The sequence below is a fragment of the Brevundimonas sp. Marseille-Q4549 genome (assembly GCF_976940555.1).
Window position 1 is genome coordinate 1,465,679 of record NZ_CDRHXG010000001.1, and the last position, 15,207, is coordinate 1,480,885.

14 protein-coding genes and 2 pseudogenes are annotated in these 15,207 nt (G+C 67.9%); 7 read left to right on the forward strand and 9 right to left on the reverse strand.

The annotated features are described in order from the left end of the window. Positions 1-99: 99 nt before the first annotated feature. The 4 genes and pseudogenes from ACWPV3_RS07250 to ACWPV3_RS07265 all read right to left on the reverse strand — a co-directional run. A complete protein-coding gene (locus ACWPV3_RS07250; protein WP_453977414.1) occupies positions 100-1,467 on the reverse strand; it encodes an ATP-binding protein in 1,368 nt (455 codons plus the stop codon). Further along, entirely contained in the window at positions 1,464-1,772 is a 309-nt protein-coding gene (locus ACWPV3_RS07255; protein ID WP_453978508.1) for a winged helix-turn-helix domain-containing protein, read from the reverse strand. The genes ACWPV3_RS07250 and ACWPV3_RS07255 overlap by 4 nt, the downstream gene beginning before the upstream one ends. 20 nt (positions 1,773-1,792) lie before the next feature. Continuing rightward, positions 1,793-1,889 (reverse strand): annotated as a pseudogene (locus ACWPV3_RS07260) (DNA-binding response regulator); the annotation flags it as partial. Beyond that, positions 1,875-2,300: pseudogene (locus ACWPV3_RS07265) on the reverse strand (hypothetical protein); the annotation flags it as partial. The pseudogenes ACWPV3_RS07265 and ACWPV3_RS07260, both read right to left, overlap by 15 nt. On the opposite strand from ACWPV3_RS07265, the gene ACWPV3_RS07270 reads away from it, so the two are divergent. The 3 genes from ACWPV3_RS07270 (at position 2,254) to ACWPV3_RS07280 (ending at position 5,160) form a co-directional block, all read left to right on the forward strand. Then, on the forward strand, positions 2,254-2,952 hold the full coding sequence (locus ACWPV3_RS07270; RefSeq protein WP_453978544.1) for a hypothetical protein: 699 nt from the start codon (positions 2,254-2,256) through the stop codon (positions 2,950-2,952). The pseudogene ACWPV3_RS07265 and the gene ACWPV3_RS07270 sit on opposite strands and share 47 nt — an antisense overlap. Before the next feature lie 46 nt (positions 2,953-2,998). Next, complete coding sequence (locus ACWPV3_RS07275) at positions 2,999-4,687, forward strand: caspase family protein (protein ID WP_453977415.1); 1,689 nt, start codon at positions 2,999-3,001, stop codon at positions 4,685-4,687. 116 nt (positions 4,688-4,803) lie between these two features. Continuing rightward, complete coding sequence (locus ACWPV3_RS07280) at positions 4,804-5,160, forward strand: hypothetical protein (RefSeq protein ID WP_312736561.1); 357 nt, start codon at positions 4,804-4,806, stop codon at positions 5,158-5,160. Here ACWPV3_RS07280 and ACWPV3_RS07285 read toward each other — a convergent pair. Then, entirely contained in the window at positions 5,154-6,707 is a 1,554-nt protein-coding gene (locus ACWPV3_RS07285; protein ID WP_453977416.1) for a hypothetical protein, read from the reverse strand. The genes ACWPV3_RS07280 and ACWPV3_RS07285 overlap by 7 nt on opposite strands. Positions 6,708-6,908: 201 nt before the next feature. Here ACWPV3_RS07285 and ACWPV3_RS07290 point away from each other — a divergent pair, with 201 nt between their 5' ends. The 4 genes from ACWPV3_RS07290 to ACWPV3_RS07305 all read left to right on the forward strand — a co-directional run bounded on the left by ACWPV3_RS07290 (position 6,909) and on the right by ACWPV3_RS07305 (position 10,391). Further along, complete coding sequence (locus ACWPV3_RS07290; RefSeq protein ID WP_453977417.1) at positions 6,909-8,381, forward strand: CHAT domain-containing protein; 1,473 nt, start codon at positions 6,909-6,911, stop codon at positions 8,379-8,381. A 177-nt stretch (positions 8,382-8,558) separates the two neighbouring features. After that, positions 8,559-8,810, forward strand: coding sequence for a hypothetical protein (locus tag ACWPV3_RS07295; RefSeq protein ID WP_453977418.1), 252 nt, complete (start codon positions 8,559-8,561; stop codon positions 8,808-8,810). A 532-nt stretch (positions 8,811-9,342) separates the two neighbouring features. Beyond that, a complete protein-coding gene (locus ACWPV3_RS07300) occupies positions 9,343-9,981 on the forward strand; it encodes a peroxiredoxin (protein WP_453977419.1) in 639 nt (212 codons plus the stop codon). Then, entirely contained in the window at positions 9,978-10,391 is a 414-nt protein-coding gene (locus ACWPV3_RS07305) for a metalloregulator ArsR/SmtB family transcription factor (RefSeq protein WP_453977420.1), read from the forward strand. The genes ACWPV3_RS07300 and ACWPV3_RS07305 overlap by 4 nt, the downstream gene beginning before the upstream one ends. A 35-nt stretch (positions 10,392-10,426) precedes the next feature. Here the strand turns inward: ACWPV3_RS07305 and ACWPV3_RS07310 are convergent, their stop codons facing one another. The 4 genes from ACWPV3_RS07310 to ACWPV3_RS07325 are packed head-to-tail and all read right to left on the reverse strand — an operon-like array spanning position 10,427 to position 15,090. Beyond that, positions 10,427-10,828: an efflux RND transporter permease subunit gene (locus ACWPV3_RS07310; RefSeq protein ID WP_453978509.1), complete on the reverse strand. Its 402-nt coding sequence runs from the start codon at positions 10,826-10,828 to the stop codon at positions 10,427-10,429. Further along, positions 10,795-13,623 (reverse strand): efflux RND transporter permease subunit, encoded by a 2,829-nt coding sequence (locus ACWPV3_RS07315; RefSeq protein ID WP_453977421.1) that lies wholly within the window; start codon positions 13,621-13,623, stop codon positions 10,795-10,797. The genes ACWPV3_RS07310 and ACWPV3_RS07315 overlap by 34 nt, the downstream gene beginning before the upstream one ends. A 10-nt stretch (positions 13,624-13,633) precedes the next feature. After that, positions 13,634-14,716 (reverse strand): efflux RND transporter periplasmic adaptor subunit, encoded by a 1,083-nt coding sequence (locus ACWPV3_RS07320; protein ID WP_453977422.1) that lies wholly within the window; start codon positions 14,714-14,716, stop codon positions 13,634-13,636. A 17-nt stretch (positions 14,717-14,733) separates the two neighbouring features. Further along, on the reverse strand, positions 14,734-15,090 hold the full coding sequence (locus ACWPV3_RS07325; protein WP_453977423.1) for a rhodanese-like domain-containing protein: 357 nt from the start codon (positions 15,088-15,090) through the stop codon (positions 14,734-14,736). Positions 15,091-15,207: the final 117 nt, after the last annotated feature.

The following is a 15,207-nucleotide window of genomic DNA, read 5'->3' on the forward strand; positions in this document are numbered from 1 at the left end:
GACCGATATTGGCTTCATCTCTCGTCTCCCGCTCTTTTGCCGGCTCGACTGGAGACACGTTCAGCTAGCTTATCGTCGGGCACGCCGATTTTAGACCGATCAGGCGCAGTCGGGAAAGATCAGGATGGTCTGGAGGCCGCGGCCGTTTGGGCCCTCAGCCAATACCAGCTCGGCGTTGTGGCGCTTTGCAACCGCCGCCACCAGGGCTAGGCCCAGACCGAGACCGGGGCCTTGAGCGCCGGGGCCTCGGACACGCGATTGAAGCATCTGGTTACGAAGAGGGGCCGGGATGCCGGGCCCATCGTCGACGATTATCAGCAGCGCGGAGCCTGCGTCCTGGCGCGTCGTTAGACCTATCGTGGCCCCATGCGGGCAATATTTGAGGGCGTTGTCCAAGAGGTTGGCGGCCACCCGCATGAGCAGGACATCCTCGCCGACGACCCACGCCGGGTGAAGATCGAGTTCAAGTCCGATCCCGGCCTCTTCCGCGACCGGACTGTAGAGGGTCGTCGCTCGCCGCACCACTTCGGCGAGATCTACGGGCGAAAGGTTCGATGTGGCGCCAGCTTCAATTTCAGCCACGTCGAGCAGGGCGTCGAAGGTGGCAAGGATGACCTGCGTCTCTGCGATCGCGGCCTCGGCGGCCTCGTGGGCAAGGGGCAGTGAGGAGGCCGAGCGCACCGCTTCCAGATTTGTGCGGAGGCGGGCGATCGGCGTCCGCAGATCGTGAGCGGCTCGGTTGGACACATCGCGAAGGCCGCCCACCAACGAGTCGATCCGGTCGAACATGGCGTTGACCGCCCGAGCCAAGGCGCCGAACTCGTCCTTGACCTCCGCGCCCGGCGCCCGGGCCGTGAGATCGCCCGATCCGAAGGCTTCGCAGGCGAGATTGACGGCTTCGACGCGACGAACCAGCCGCGCGCTCACCATGGGGCCAATGACGAAGGCGATGAGAGCAGCGAGCGCTAGGGCGAGCAGACCGACGGCCAGCACATCCCGTTCCAGCCCCGCTTCGTCCTGCGTCCGGCCCAGTAGAATATAGGCGTTGGGGCCGAGATCGAGACGATCGATCGCCGAGGCCGAAAGCCAACCCGGGGTTTTCAGCTTGAGGCTGCCGGTCGCCGAAGCGCGAACGGCGCCCATATCCAGATTGCCCATCGGCGCTTCGCCGGGAGCGACAAGGGCGTACTGAACCCTGTCCTTGGCCTGGGCGATGCGGGCGCCGACGATCGCTTTGCCGATGTCGATCCTGAGGTCGTCCGGCGCCTCGTCGAGCTTGGCGGCCAGGGCGCGACTGTCCGCCGCCACCAGTGACTGGAGTCTTTCGCTGTTCTTGGCGACGACGAGGTGCATGGCCCCGGCGAAGAACAGGCTGGAGATGACGATGAAGAGGGCGGCATAGGCCAGCGTCAGCCTGGCGACGGCGGAGGCGGGCCGGGGGGCGGATGTCGAACGGAGATGGATCAAGGGGTCGCGCCGCTTGCGAGACGAAATCCCTGACCTCTGACGGTTTCGATCAGCCCGAGGCCGGCGACGGCCTGGATCTTGGCGCGAAGCCTGGAGAGGTTGACGTCGATCACATTGATCTGGGGCGGTATGCGGTATTCGGGCCAGCAGGCGTCCCAAAGCATCTGTCTCGACACGACCAGATCATGATTGGCGGCGAGGAAGGCGAGCATGTCGAACTCCTTCGGCGATAGATCGAGGTGTCGATTGCGCCAGTGAGCGGTGCGCGCCTTCGCCCGCACCTCCAACTCGCCGAGCAGGAACACTTCGGGATGGCCCTGGGTCGATCCGCGTCTCAGCAGGGCGCGCAGCCGGGCGACCAGTTCTTCGGCTTCGAACGGCTTGACCAGATAGTCGTCGGCGCCGGCTTCCAGCCCTTCGACCCTGTGTCGGGTTGCGGCGAGGTTCGAAAGGACCAGCGCCGGCGTACGGACGCCGAAGCCGCGCAGCTGAGCCAGGGCGTCGAGACCGTCGCCGTCCATGACCATGCGATCGAGGATCAGGGCGTCGAACGGACGGGCGGCGGCGCATCTGACCGCGTCGGCGACGACGCCGGTGACCTGCAGGTCCAGATTGTCGAGATCCAAGAGCGCCAACCGCACGCGATCGGCGGCGTCGGCGTCGTCTTCGAGCAGCAGGATGCGCATCTGAATTCCCCCTCGCGCCACTATAGCCGACCGGGCGGGTTGTCTGGTCTGACAAGCGTCGTAAGTTGCGATGACGGTCGACTTGCAGGCAAGTGGAACGATGATCGTTCGAACGCTTAGCCTCGCCATCCTCGTCGCCGACCTCATTTCCGCTAGCGCGCGCGCCCAGTCCGTTCGCGAGCCGATCCCCGAATTGGGCGCTGACACCGCAGCGGCCGCCGCTCCCTTCGAGACCCTCGAGCTTTCGGCGCGCCTGGCGCGGTTGGGGCGCGACCGCGCCGATCCCTGGCTTCTGGCCGCCGCCGCGCGATTGCGGCTGTCGACGCCCATACCCTTTCGACCAGGCCCGGTTGAAGGAATGCCAGAGGGGAGCGTGGCTGGAGATGACAGCGGAGCCGCGCAGAGCTGGCCCCAGACGGCGGTCGCCTGGTTGAATGAGGCCGAGGCTCTCGCGGACGGCGATCCGCAGGTTCTGGCCTTCATCCAGTCGATCCGCGCGATGGAGTACAAGGGGCGTCAGGGTGGACCGCTGGTGTCGTTGGCGCGGCTCCCTGGCGGACAGACCCATGTCTTTCAGGAACGGTTCACGCCCGGCCGCCCGGCTGTCGTCTATGTCGAGGGGGATGGCGACGCGCCGCTGGCGGTGACGGTCCGGGCGGGAAAGGGGATGATCTGTCAGGCTGCGGGACCGGGCGACGTCAAGCTCTGCACCTGGACGGCGCGGGAGCCGGGCGACTACCGGGTAGAGGTCCGTAATCTTGGGGCCGCAACCAATCGGTACGCCTATGGCACCAACTAGCCGGTCAAGGGTCCTTGCGGTCGCTCTGGCCGTCGCCGCCTGGGCCGTGGCAGGCGGCGCCGTTGCCGAAAGCCATGCCCTGCTGATCGGGGTCGGGCGATATGCGGAGTTGCCGCGCGACTTCGCCCTGACCGCCCCAGCCCTCGATGTCGCGCGTCTGGGCGGCGCCTTGCGCGCCGCGGGCCTCAATGACGCCGCTGTCACGGTTCTTTCCGACAAGGCAGGCCCGGCAGGCGCCACGCGCGCCGACATTCTTGGGGCCTTCGCAGACCTGACGCGCGGCGCCGGGTCTGGAGACAAGGTGCTGATCTATTTTTCGGGTCATGGGGGGCGTCGCCCGGCCCGCGCGGGCGATAAGGAGAGTGACGGCCTCGAAGAGGTTTGGCTGGCTTCCGACGCCACGGTCGACGCGGAGGGGAGGCCTGACCTGGGGGCGGTCTCCGACCATGAGGTGGCGGCCGCCGTCGCCGGGTTGCGGCGGCGCGGCGTCGATGTCTGGTTGGTGGTGGATGCCTGCTACGGCGCGGGCGTGACGCGTGGAGATGCAGCAGGGGAGGGTGTCGCCAAGACGGTTTCGCGCGCGCCAGCGGCGAGGCCTAACCTTGAGATGCGGGCGCCTTACAGCCAGAACCTCCGGGGGGACTTGGACAGCTCAGACGAGATCGGCGACTTCGCCGGCTTCTACGCGGCGGCGGAAGACGGGCTGGCGATTGCGACAGATCGAGGGTCGGTCTTCTCAAACGCGCTTGCGCGAAGTCTCGACGCCGGCCGAACCCGCAGCCTGCGCGATCTCGCTGCCGGTCTTTTGTCGGCGGACGGCCGGTTGGGTCCGAACGCGCCGCGTCCCGTGTTCGAAGGGGATCTGGACGACGCCGTGCTGGACCTGGTCGCCGGGCGTCAGCGCCGGTTCGGCCTGACGCGACGTGGCGACGAGGTTGTTGTCGCGGCCGGCGCGGAGGAGGGGCTGACCACGGGAGAGCGGGTGGTTCTGGAGAACGAGGCCGCCGAAGCGATCGGCTATGCCGAGGTGACACGGGTCGGGATTGGACGTTCGCTTCTGCAGACCGTGCTCCCTACCGCCGTCTCGGCGCGACTGGCCCAGCCAGACACGAGCGCCGGGTCGCCGGCCGCGCGGATTATGGCGGCCATCGCCGCGCTGAACGGCGGCTGGTCGCCCGAGAGCCTGATGCTCGTCGCGCGCCTCGAACGGCGCGATGGCGACGTCTGTGACGCCCGGGTCGATGTCGAGGCCCCGCCGGCGTCAGCGACGCCCGTCTCCCTCTTCGCCTTGCCGGACCTCGAGGCCTGCGACCGGCTCTATCTCGATGTCGCCAACGCAGGCGCAGCGGCGCTCGACGTCAATCTCCTCTATCTGTCGGCGGACGGATCGGTCGTCGGCCCCAGTCTGCATCCCGTCGACAGCGTACGCCTCGCGCCTGGAGAGCGCCGGGCGGCCGCGCTCAGGATCACGGCGGAAGCTACGGCGGTGACCGAACACCTTGCGATCATCGCTCTGCCGGCGGCCACGCGGTTTCCCGCAGACCTGCGCTATCTTTCCGGACCAGTCGACAGGGTTGTCCGCGCGCTCAGGGGCGGCGACCCTGCGGTGGACCACGGCTTGTCGACCTGGCTGGCCGAGGTTCTGGATGCGGGCGTCCGGCGCGGTGCGGCGTCAGGGCCGCCGCCGGGTCAGGCGCCCGTCGCCGTAGCCTTTCCGGTGGTCGTGCGACCATGACAGGAAATGTAAGCCTGAGACGCAAGTCTTACGGGGACGGTAAGTGGGTCGCATCGGTGTTCTGACGCAAGCTTGGGCCATCGACGTCGAGGGGACGTCAGCTGAGAGGAACCGTCATGATCAACCGTAAAAGCTTCATCCGCGCTATCGGCCTAACCGCAGCCATGGCGACCCTGGCCCTGGGCGTCGCAGCCCCGGCCGTCGCCGGGGCGGGCGCCGACCGTCGCGTCCGCATCATCAACGACACGCGCGTGACGATGACGCAGTTCTACGCCTCCAGCGTCGATGCCGACGATTGGGAAGAGGACATCCTCGGCCAAGATGTGCTGCGGGCCGGTCAGTCCGTCCGCATCAATATCGACGACGGCACCGGCGCGTGCCTCTTCGACTTCAAGGCTGTCTTCGCCGACGGGGATGTGCTGGTTCGCGAGCGCATCAATGTCTGCCGCATCAGCGAATATCGTTATCATTGACGGCCAGTCGGCGTGGCGGCTTCGCGTCGCCACGCCGCCTCGATGCGGTTGACGAACGCGCCCCGTGTCGTCGTCGCCAATCCTTGTGCGGGGACGCCAGCGCGCGCCGAATCCAGGACAAGCGCCTCGGCGCCCCGCGCAGCGTCGTCCGCCAGGGTCGCCAGATCGGCTTCCAAGGCGCCGGGTTCGGACAAGGCCAGATCGATCCGCGCCGTCTCCGCCGCGATCCGACTCGGCGCGGATGGAGGTCTGGCGCGCGCGACGGCGACCGCAGTATCGAGCCGGGCGCGCGCCTGATCGATCCGCCCTTCGCGCAGATCGCCCTCCGCCAGGATCAGGAGCGGGCCGGAGGTCGCGGGAGCCGTCGGCGCGATACGTCCGTAGATGTCCAGGGCCGCCTGGGCGTCGCGCCCGGCGCCGACCGGATCACCCGCCTTTTCACGCGCCCGGGCCAGTTGCGCCAACAAGGCCGCCCGGCCCTGTTGACCGGAGACTTCAAGACCGAGATCGCCGAGCGCGGCCTCAAGCCGCGCGACGGCCGCAGCCGCGTCGCCCGCTGACAGATCCAACTCCGCCAGATAGCCCTGCGCCGTCGTCGCGGTCCGCCGGCCCGTTTCGCCGCCCTCGCCGTAGGTCGTGATCGCCTGTTCGAGGAGCGGTCGAGCAAGGTCGGGGCGACCCATGTCGATGTAGAGCGATCCCAGGCCCGTGAGGGCGTTGCCTCTCAGCGATGGTTGAGGGGATTGCTGGGCGTCCAGAAGGGTTAGTTGTTCACGCAGAGTCCGCTCTGCGTCAGCGAGGCGTCCGGCGCGTTGCTGGGCCGTCGCCAGCGCTCTTAGTGCGCCGATTAGCGTCGGGTCGCCTTGTGGTGCGGAGACGCGCTGAATTTCCACCGAGCGCTCCGAATTCTCCAGAGCTTCGATGAGGCGGCCTTCGTTCAGCAGCAACGTATTCAGATAGTTGTAGACGAGCGGTCGATAGCGCTGACCGGTCTCGTCGGCGGCCGCCAGTTCGGCCAACGCTGCCCGGTAGGTGGTTTCTGCCTCTCTTCTCTGGTCCTGCGCCTGCTGGGCCATGCCGAGGACGGCGACGCCCATGCCTATGTCCGTCCGCATCGCCGGTGTCATCGGCGACCGTCGAAGCCCGGCGAGGGCGGCCTCGATGTCGGCCTGCGCCTCTGGCGCCTTGCCGCTCATGATCTTCTGGACCGCGATCTGGATCCTGAGATTGTGCAGCCGAGGGTCGTCCGCTTGCAGCGCGCGTTCGCGCAAAGACAGTGCTTCCAGACAGTCGGCGATGTCCGGCTGCGGGCGGTTGGACATGGCGTCGCAGCGGGCGACGAGCGCGTCCGACACTAGCACCGGGTCGGCAGGCTGGATCGCTCTGGCCGAGGCGATGGCGCGCTCGGCAGCCGCGAATGCGTCGTCGAGGCGCCCGCTTTCGCGCGCGACGGTCGCCGCCTGGATGTCGGCCAGGACAGCCTCGCGCGATCCTGTCGCCGCCGGATCGTTCGCCGTCCAAACGGCGCCCAGTGCGAGCATGGTCATCAATCGCAGCATTTCCGGCGCTTCCCCTGATCGTCGCGGAATGGCGCTCGCCATACGTTGTGATGTCAAGCAAGATCAAAGGAAAGCGGGGAGAAGACTTTGAGAGCTTGGATTGCGGCCGCGGTCATCGGTCTGTCGTGCGTCTGCCCGGCCTACGCGCAAAGCCCGTCGTCCGTAGATGAGGCCTTCAAGGACGCTCAGTTGGCGAGCGCGCCCGGGGCGGGCGTGGCCTTGGCCGACGGAGCGGCCCGGATCGCCGCCGCCGATCCTGCCCTGAAATCCTTGTTCGATGCGCACCGGGACGCCGAGGCGCGGCGCCGCGCGCTAGAGACGGTTCTGGCCTCTCTACGCGCCCAAGGCGCCCCTGCGGCCGACCGCGCTCGCGGCGTCGCCGTCGATCTCGACCAGGCGACGCTGGCGGCGGGGGAACTGCGGCGGCGTCTCGACCAGGCCTTCCCGGCTTTCGCCGATCTGACCGATCCTGCGCCGCTGGCCATCGCACAGGTTCAGGCCCTGCTCAGACCCGAGGAGGCTCTTGTCCTTATCCTTCCGACGGAGCGGGGAACCTATGTCTGGGCGATCACCCAAGGGACCGCCGTGTGGCGACGGTCCGATCTCACCGCGAGCGGTGTCGAGGCATCGGCGTCCAGGCTGCAGGCGGGACTGCGCACGGCTGGGGGGCGGGGGGCGGTCGATGCGGCGCGGCTCGGGCGAACGGCGGGCGGGTTCGATCGTGCGTCGGCTTATGCGCTTTATCGCGCGCTCTGGGAGCCCCTGGAAGCGGCCCTATCGCACAGGCTGGTTTATCTCGTTGTCGATGGACCGCTTCGCAGCTTGCCGCCCGGCGTCCTGGTCACTGCGGCGCCGTCCGGCGACGAGCGCGATCCCGCCGCCCTGCGTGGAACGGCCTGGCTGGAGCGGCGTCACGCCTTCGCGCTTTTACCCGCTGTCGTCAGCCTGAAGGCGGCGCGGCGCGCAGATGCGAGCAACAGTCGGGGTTTCGCGGGGTTCGGGGATGCGGATACACGGACCTATCCCGAGGGATCGCAACCCAAATCCCTGGCGCAACTGCCGGGAACCCGACGCGAGCTTGACGGTCTGGCGCACGCCTTGAGAAGTCCCCGCCGGGCTGTGAGGCTGGGAACCGGCGCCACGGAAGCGGCGGTGCGCAGCGCAGACCTGTCCGGCGCCTCTGTGGTCGCCTTCGCCACCCACGCCTTGCCCGCCCGGGAAGAGACCCCTGGAGTCGTGCGAGAACCGGCCCTGGTGCTCACGCCGCCGCTTCGGCCTGAAGGCGACGACGACGGCCTGCTGACGGCAAGCGATGCGGCTCGGCTTCGACTGAACGCCGATCTGGTCATCCTGAGCGCCTGCGATACGGGCCTGGACGATCCGAACGCGCAAGGGGTGAACAGCCTGTCGCGGGCCTTCCTCTACGCGGGGGCGCGCGCTCTCATGGTGTCAAACTGGCGCATACGGGACGATGTCGCAGAGCGGCTGTCCATTCGCGCCGTCACCCTGGCGCGCCGGAATCGACAAGGCGTGGCGTACGCCCTGCAGCGCGCCGCCCTGGAAATGATGGAGGATCGATCCGATCCGTCGTTCGCCCACCCGTCGCAATGGTCATCGTTCAGCGTCATCGGCGACGGCGCTGTGCGGATCGGCGGCGGCTGAAGGCGATCGTCAGACGCCGCCGTCGCCATTGCGGTCCATCCTCGAACGATGTTTGGGGAGGTTGGAATGAGGGCGATGCGACTGGGCTGCTGTAAGCCTGGCCATGGAACTGGCGGCTGGGGGCCGCGACGGCCATCCGCAGACGGATGAGCGAACCGTCAGCGGCAGATGGCGTCGATGCGTCAGGAGGCGGATCAGATGCGCCGGGTCGGCGACCGCCTGGCCGCCGTTACGCAGGCGGCCGCAGTCGCAGAAGGTGCGACCTTCGTCGACATGAACAAGATCGGCCGCGACCATAATGCCTGTTCGGCAGATCCATGGACGCGCGGATGGCGCGACGCCGGCGCCGCACCTTTCCACCCCACCGCTCGCGGCGCCGAAGCCACGGCTGCCGCAATCGCGCAAGTCGTCGGTGAAAGGATGAGGTAGGCGGGCTTATAGATCTTGGCTGGTGGCTTGTCGCGTCACAGATGGATTGCGATCCCACAATGCCGTGCTGAGGGAGATCGGCAGCGCCGGACAACAGGAAACAGGACGCTGGCCGAACAACTGTGTCGAGAATTCACACTTGCCGTTCCGACGACGAGAGCGGGACATGCAGTGGTTCCTGCAGATGACGACCCTGCAGAAATTCAGTTCGGTCGGTCCACCCCGCCTTCCATACCCAGTTCAACCAGGATCGCCACCTCATCAGCGGAGTTCATTTCAAAGCACGACGCTCGGCCGCACTCGCCGAGCGGAAGGCGTTTGCCGCGTGAAGACTACCGGGCAGGGGAGGGACGCGCTCGGTGGAAACAAGTTCGCGTTGGGCTGACAGCACCGTTTTATCGTTAGACAGCCAGCACCTCCTCCCTGGCCTGGAGTTGACACATGTGAACTCTCATTGTTCGTGAAAGTATGTATTTTGAATCTGGCGCTCAGGCGCGGCAGGGCGTAGCCAGAGGTCATGGAAACCAATGCGATGATCGATACCGCCCAGCCTCGCCTCCAGGCGCGGCCCCTTCGCATCAATGACCGCGCGCCGGATTTTTCGGCGCGCACGACCCGTGGTCAGAAGCGGCTCAGCGACTATCGCGGGCGCTGGCTGGTGCTGTTTTCGCACCCGGCCGACTTCACCCCGGTCTGCACCAGCGAGTTCGTCGGTCTGGCGCGGCGGCAGGCCGAGTTCACCGCCCTGGGTTGCGAACTGATGGCCCTGTCGGTGGACAGCCTCTATTCCCATCTGGCGTGGCTGAAGGACATTCACGACCGTTTCGGCGTGAAGGTGGAGTTCCCGGTCATCGAGGACCCCTCCATGGTCATCGGCCAGGCGTTCGGCATGCTCGACCCCGCCTCGCCGGATAGTGCGACGGTGCGGGCGACCTTCGTCATCGACCCGCAAGGGGTGGTCCGGGCGATCAGCTGGTATCCGATGAACGTGGGCCGTTCGGTGGGGGAACTGCTGCGCCTGATCCGGGCCTTGCAGGCCACCGACCGTGAAGGGGGATCAACCCCGGAAGGATGGACGGAAGACCAGCCCATGCTGGAGGCGGCCCCCGTCGATCTGGATGGGGCCCTGACCGGAGGCGAGGCCTGGTATTATCGGGAACGCCGCAAGTGACGCCGGTCGATCCCTCGGTGATGGAGCAGCTCAAGGAAAAGGCGCCCCAGGCTGCGGAGCTGTTGCGGCAACTGGCCAACGGCAACCGGCTGCTGATCCTGTGTCATATCTCCCAGGAGGAGCGATCTGTCGGGCAGTTGGAGCAGGACCTGGGCATCCGCCAGCCCGGTCTGTCGCAGCAACTGGCCGAGTTGCGGCAATCGGGTCTGGTCAAGACACGGCGCGAATCGCGTTCGATCTATTATTCGATCGCCGACGAACGCGCCGAGGCCGTCATGGCCATGTTGTATGAAATCTTCTGCAAGGACGCCAGGTCGGTGACCCAGCGCCTGAAGGAGGCCGAGGCCCCCGCCCAGCCGCCCCTCAAGGGGGATGCGGCGCGCTTCGCCAGGATTATTCCCGAGAACTGATCCGCGCCGCGTGTGGCGCGCGGCGGGCGGGCGGCTCAGGCCCGTTCGTCGTCGCGCAGCACCACATATATGGCCGGGATCACCAGCACCGTCAGCAGGGTGGACGAGGCCAGGCCGAACAGCAGGCTGATGGCCAGTCCCTGGAAGATGGGGTCGAACAGGATCACCGCCGCCCCGATCATCGCCGCCAGGGCCGTCAGCAGGATGGGCTTGAAGCGGATGGCCCCCGCCTCCAGCAAAACCTCCCGCAGCGATCGGCCTTCGCCCGAGGTGTGGCGGATGAAGTCCACAAGCAGGATCGAGTTCCGGACGATGATCCCGGCCAGGGCGATGAAGCCGATCATCGAGGTGGCGGTGAAAGGCGCGCCGAACAGCATGTGACCGATGACGATCCCGACCAGGGTCAGGGGGATGGGCGTGAGGATGACCAGCGGCAGGCGGAAACTTTTTTGAACTGGGCCACCACCAGCACATAGATGCCCAGGATCGCCACCATGAAGGCCGCCCCCATGTCGCGGAAGGTGACCCAGGTGATCTCCCATTCACCGTCCCACAGGATGGAGGGGCGGGCCTCGTTCTCGGGCTGGCCGTTCAGGCGGATGTCCGGCGTGGGCAGGCCGCCCCAGTCGGCGGCCTTGATCGCCTTGTTCACCGCCAGCATGCCGTAGATGGGCGCCTCGTACTGACCGGCCAGTTCGGCCATGACCATGTCCACGTCGCGACCGTCGCGGCGATAGATCTGGGTCGAACCGGCTTCCTCGGTCGCCGTCACCAGTTCGCCGAGCGACACCAGACGGCCGCCGCCCGCCGCCACCGGCGTCGAGGCCAGGGTCTCGGACCAGGTGCGGGCCGATTGCGGCAGGGCGACGTTGATGGCCAGGGGATCGCGGCCCTCGCCGCGATGGACATAGCCGACCACCTCCCCGCCCATGACGGCGGCGATGGCGTTCAGGGCCTCGCCTTCGCTGACGCCGAAGCGTTCGATCTGGGTGCGGTCGGGCGTCAGCCTCAGTCGGGGCCGGGCCAGGCCATAGCTGTCGTCGACGTCGACGATGTAGGGCACGGAACGGAAGAGGGATTTGAGCCGCTCGGCGACGTCGCGGCGGGTGGCGGCGTCGGGACCATAGACCTCGGCCAGAAGGGTGGCCATGACCGGCGGGCCGGGCGGCGCCTCGACCACCTTGAGCACGGTTCCGGCAGGCAGGTTCAGGTCGTTAAGACGTTTGCGCAGGTCCAGGGCGACGGCGTGGCTGGCGCGCTTGCGGTCGGACTTGGCCGCCAGGGTGATGGCCAGGTCGCCCTGTTCCGGCCGGGCGCGCAGGAAGTAGTGCCGCACCAGGCCGTTGAAGTTGAACGGAGAGGCGGTCCCCGCATAGGCGTCGATCGCCTCGACCTCGGGCAGTTGTCGGGTCGCGGCGGCGGCCTGGGCCAGGACGCGCTGGGTCGTCTCCAGCGCCGCGCCCTCGGGCAGGTCGGCGACGACCATCAGTTCGGACTTGTTGTCGAAGGGCAGCAGCTTCACCGTCACCGCCTTGAAATAGAACATCGACATCGAAATCAGGGTTGCGACCCCGACGACGATGAGGAAGGTCCAGGCCGATCTGCGCGTGGCGATGACCCGGCCCGCCACTCGGCGATAGGCGCGGCCTAGCCGGCCTTCGTCATGGCCATGCGCGACCCCGTCGTCTCCCGCCAGGGCCTTGCGCGCGAACCGCACCATCAGCCAGGGGGCGATCACCATGGCGACGAAGAAGCTGAAGATCATCGCCGCCGAGGCGTTGACCGGGATCGGCGCCATGTAAGGCCCCATCAGGCCCGAGACGAACAGCATGGGCAGCAGGGCCGCCACCACCGTCAGAGTGGCGACGACCGTTGGGTTGCCGACCTCGGCCACGGCCTCGATGGCCGCCTGGATGCGGGAGCGATCATCCTTCATGGCCCAGTGGCGGGCGATGTTCTCGATCACCACGATGGCGTCGTCGACCAATATGCCGATCGAGAAGATCAGGGCGAACAGGCTGACCCGGTTGATGGTGTAGCCCATCAGGTTGGAGGCGAAGAGGGTCAGCAGGATGGTGGTTGGAATGACCACCGCCGTCACCCCCGCCTCGCGCCAGCCAATGGCGAAGCCGATCAGGACGACGATGGAGACGGTGGCCAGGGCCAGGTGGAACAGCAGTTCATTGGCCTTTTCATTGGCTGTCTCGCCATAGTCGCGAGTGACGGCCACGTTCAGCCCGTCGGGGATCAGTCGTCCTTTCAGCGTCTCGACCCGGTGCAGCACCGCCTCGGACACCGTCACCGCATTGGCGCCCTCGCGCTTGGCGATGGCCAGGGTCACGGCGGGGGCTTCGCTCCAGCGGCCCTCGGCGTCGCGCGACCAGCGCGACACGCGCGACTGGCCATCGGCGGGGCCGCGCACTACACGGGCGACATCGCGCACCGTGACCACCCCGCCGGTCGCGGAGGGAACCTCCAGCAGCTCGATATCGTCGACCGAGGCCAGGGTGCGGCCCGCGATCACCGAACGTGCCCCGCCGTCCTGGCGCACATAGCCGCCGGGAAGGGCGCGGTTGGCCTGGCGCACCGTGTCCATCAACGCCCCCAGGGACACGGCGTTCAGCGACAGTCGGGCCGGGTCCGGCTCGATGCGTATTTCCTCGGGCTGGCCGCCCACGATGAAGGTCTGGCCGACGTCCTCGACCTTGGCCACCTCGGTCCGGAGTTGGTCGGCGATGGTCCTGAGGGTAGCCTCGGTCCAACGGCCCTGATGCGCCGCGTCGGGCGACAGGGTCAGGGTCAGCATTGGCACGTCGTTGATGCCCTTGGCCTGCACGATGGGCTCGGGGATGCCGGTGGGCAGGTCGGCCATATGGGCGCGCAACCTGTCGTGCACCCGAACCACGGCGTTGTCGGGATGGACCCCCACCTTGAACCGGGCGACCACCATCACCTGGTCGTCGTCGGCGAAGGTGTAGACGTGATCGACCTCGGGGATGGCCTTGGCCATGGCCTCCAGCGGCTTGCCGACCAGTTCCACCGCATCGGGCGCCGACAGGCCGGGGGCGGCGGCGATGATGTCGATCATCGGCACGCTGATCTGCGGCTCCTCCTCGCGCGGTATGCTGATCACCGCGAGCAGCCCCATGGCCAGGGCCGCCAGCAGGATCAGAGGCGTCAGCGGGGAACGGATGAAGGCGGCCGTCAGCCGCCCGGACAGACCCAGGTTCATCGGGCGCTCCTCAGTGGGCAGGCTTGGAGGGAGCGGGCGTCGGTGCGGCGGCGGCGGGAGCGATGCGGTCGCCCGACGCCAGGCCGCTCAGAATCTCGACCGTATCGGCGTCGGGACCGGGGGCGGTCTGCACCGGGGTGTCGCCGCCGCTCGCCAGCCGCACATAATCGACGCCGAAACGGGTCGAGACGAAGCGGCGCGGGATGAGGATGGCGCTGCGCTCGCCGACCGGCAGGCGCACGCCGATGCGCCGCCCGACCAGGGCGACGCTCAGGCCGGAGGCGTCGATATCGGCCGTCACCTGCCCGGCCTCGACCGACGGATAGACCTGGGTGATCCGGGCGGAGACGACATCGCCGCCGGGACCGTCGGGCGTCAGTTGGACCATGGATCCGACACGCAGGGCGCGGGACTGGCCTTCCGGCGCCTGCACCCGCACCACTGGCGGGCCGGACGTGATGACGGCGATCGACTGGCCCGGCATGACCACCGAGCCCACCGGGACATCGGCCTTCAGCACCTGGCCCGAACCGGGCGCCAGTATGGCGCCCTGGGCGCCCAGTTCCGCGCTGGCGGCGCGCTGGGCGCGCGCGGCGTCCAGATTTCCGTGGGCGGCGCGCGCGGCGGCCTCGACCTGATCCAGCCGCGCCCGGGCATAGACGCCCTTTTCATACAGTCCGCGGATGCGGGTCAGATCGGCGTCGGCACGCCCGGCCTCGGCCTCGGCGGCGCGGACCATGGCCGCATAGCCGGCGGTCTCCAGACCCGTGCGGGCGTCGCGCACCACGCCCAGCACCTGTCCGGCCCGCACCCTGTCGCCCTCGCGGACGTTTAGCCGGATCAGCGTCCCGCCTGTGCGGGCCACCGCCTGACCGAGGTCGCGGGTGGTGATCTCACCGGCGACGGGCTTCACGTCGGGGATCACCCGGCTTTCGACCGTCATTACCCCTGCGACAGGAGCCTCGGCGCTGGGCCGGGGCTTTTCTGGCTGTTCCCAGCAGGCAGCGAGGGGCGAGATGCCGAGGGACAGAAGTCCAACGGACAGGGCGCGGGCGGCGACGGACGCGGCGGGGCGGGGCGGGGTGTAGCGCATAGGATGTGCTGAACCTGTCAGAACGGACGGCCGGTCGCGGGGTCGATACGGATCGTAGGCGATCCCGCCGCCTTCCAGGCCCCGATCCCGCCCGCGAGGTGCTTGTTGGCGGGGAAGCCCGAGAGGCGGCAGGCCATGACCGCCTTCATCGAACGGACGCCTGAGCCGCATTGAAACAGGACGCCCTCCGGCGCGATGGATGCAAAGAGACTGACGGGATCGAAGGTCGACAATGGCAGGTTCACGGCGCCCGGAATCCGCTCGGCGGCGAACTCGGCCGGTTCGCGGACATCGACGATGAGCACGTCTCCCGCCTGCCGGGCGGCGAGGACGGCGGCGGGCGACATATCCAGAATGTCTGCGGCCTGGCTCATCTCGGGTCTCCTTGTCTCGATTATTATTTATATAGTTGCGTATAATGTGTGTTCAATATAGATGTCAAACCACAACGGCGACGGGCGCGGCGGCGCCCGACCGGAAATACGGGAGGA